Genomic DNA, 2,583 nt, shown 5'->3' with positions numbered 1-2,583 from the left:
CGGCCTATCTGCGCCAGCTGGCCGAGTGGTGCGAGCAAAGCGGCCAGCGCCCCGACGTGTCGCTGTACTCGTTCGGCGGCGAGGCGATGCCGCGCGCCGTGTTCGCGCAGGCATGCCGGGCGCTGGCACCGCGCACCTTCATCAACGGCTACGGCCCCACCGAGACCGTGGTCACGCCGATGGTGTGGAAGGTGCGCGCCGACAGCCCGCAAGCGCGGTTTGCCGGCACCTATGCGCCGATTGGCCGTCCGGTCGGGGAGCGCCGCGCCTACCTGCTCGATGCGCAGTTGAACCTGGTGCCGCCGGGCGTGGCTGGCGAGCTGTATCTGGGCGGCGACGGGCTGGCACGCGGCTACCTGAACCGGCCCGGCACCACCGCCGAGCGCTTCGTACCCGATCCGTTCGCGGCCGACGGCGCGCGGCTGTACCGCACCGGCGACCTTGCGCGCTGGTTGCCCGATGGCCAGCTCGAATACCTGGGTCGCATCGACCAGCAGCTGAAGATCCGGGGCTTTCGCATCGAGCCGGGGGAGATCGAAGCCAGGATCATGGCGCAGCCCGGATGGACCAATGCGGCCGTGGTCGCAATCGAAGGCCCTTCGGGTGCGCGGCTGGCGGCCTACTTGGTGCCGGCCTCCAACGCCAGCACCGATGTCGCGCAGCTGCGCGCCGCACTGAGCGCGGAACTGCCCGACTACATGGTGCCCTCCGCCTTCGTCGTCCTCGACGCGCTGCCGCTGACGCCCAACGGCAAGCTGGACCGGCGTGCACTGCCGGCACCGGCGTTCGACAGCGCCCAGCAATTCGTCGCGCCCGCGGGCGCGGCGGAGTCGGCGCTGGCCGAAATCTGGGCCGAGGTGCTGGGCTTGCCGCAGATCGGCCGCAACGACAACTTCTTCGAGCTGGGCGGCGATTCGATCCTCAGCCTGCAGATCGTCGCGCGCGCACGTGCGGCCGGCTGGATGCTGACACCGCGCCAGCTGTTCGAGCGGCAGACATTGGCCGAACTGGCCGCCGTCGCGCAAGCGGTCTCTGTCGATGCGCCGGGCGAAAGCAGCGTGCCCACCGGCGCGGTGCCGCTGCTGCCGATCCAGTCCGATTTCTTCGCAACAGCGATGCCGCGGCGCGACCACTGGAACCAGTCGGTGCTGCTGGATTGCCGCGAGCCCTTGCAGCTGGAGGCGCTGGCCGCGGCCTTGCACGATCTGGTGACGCACCACGATGCCCTGCGACTGCGCTTTCTTCAGACCGGGGACGGCTGGCGGCAGGAGTATGCCGAGCACGAAGGCTATGGCGAGCTGCTTCGGGTCCGGTCCGCACAAAGCGAGGACGAGCGCTTGCGCCATTGTGAAGCCGCCCAGCGCAGTCTGGATCTGGCGCAAGGCCTCGTGTTCCGCGCCGTCGCGCTGCAGATGGGCGAGCGCTGGCAACTGCTGCTGGTCGCCCATCATCTCGTGGTCGACGGCGTGTCGTGGCGGGTGCTGATCGAAGATCTGCTCGCTGTGTACCGCCAGCGTGCCAGCGGCCAGGCGCCATCGCTGCCGGCACGGACCGCGTCGTATCAGCAATGGTCCCAGGCGCTGCGGGGTGCTACTGAGCGCAGGAGTGACGAGCTGCCCTACTGGCTGGCGCTGCAGGATGCCGATGTCGAATTGCCGAGCGACAAGGCAGACGGTCCGATGACCGTGGCTGAGCGCGACAGCGTGACACTGACCCTGCCGGCCGAGCTGACACAGGCGCTGCTGCAGCGGGCGCCAGCAGCCTACCGGACTCGCGTCAACGATCTTCTGCTGACCGCCCTTGCCCGGGCCTTGTCCCGCTGGACCGGACGTTCTCGGGTGCTGATCGACCTGGAAAGCCACGGCCGCAGCGCCGGCATCGACGACACGCTCGACCTGAGCCGCACCGTCGGCTGGTTCACCACGATGTATCCCGTCGCACTGGATGGCACCGGCGACCTCGGCGACGCCATCCGGGCCGTCAAGGAACAGCTGCGCGCTGTCCCCGGCGACGGCATCGGCTTCGGACTGCTGCGCCGGCTCGGCACGCCCGACCAGCAGGCAGCGCTGTCCCGCATACCGAAGCCGAACGTCGTCTTCAACTATCTGGGCCAGTTCGACGCCAGCTTCACCGAGGACGCGCCATGGCGGCTCGCCAGCGGTAGTGCCGGGACAAACCAGGACCCCGCGACGCCGCTCTCCCACCCGCTATCGGTCAGCGGACAGGTACAGGGCGGCCAATTGACGCTATCGTTGGCCTATAGCCGCAGCCGGCACCAGTCACATACCATCGAAGCGCTGGCGTACGATATTCGTCGTGAACTGGAAACGCTGATCGCGCATTGCATCAGCGGCGCCAGCGGCACCAGCGGCGTCACGCCGTCCGACTTCCCGCTCGCACGGCTGACGCAGGACGGGCTCGATGCGCTCGGTCTGGACCCGGCCCGGTTGCAGGACCTCTACCCGCTCTCGCCGATGCAGGCCGGCATGCTGTTCCACAGCGTCTATGCGCCGGACGGCAGCGCCTACACCAACCAGCTGCGCGTCGATATCGACGGGCTCGATCCTGCTCGCTTCACCGCCG

The 2,583-nt window shown here is 69.1% G+C and carries 1 protein-coding gene; it reads left to right on the top strand.

Going from position 1 to position 2,583, the window contains the following annotated elements; all coding sequences use genetic code 11:
- Positions 1–2,583 (top strand): condensation domain-containing protein (locus K6V06_RS20530; protein WP_222245980.1); only part of this gene is annotated, 2,583 nt, incomplete at both ends.

It is taken from the genome of Cupriavidus sp. AU9028 (assembly GCF_019795295.1).
Classification (GTDB): Bacteria; Pseudomonadota; Gammaproteobacteria; order Burkholderiales; family Burkholderiaceae; genus Cupriavidus.
This window is presented reverse-complemented; position numbering and strand designations above follow the sequence as displayed.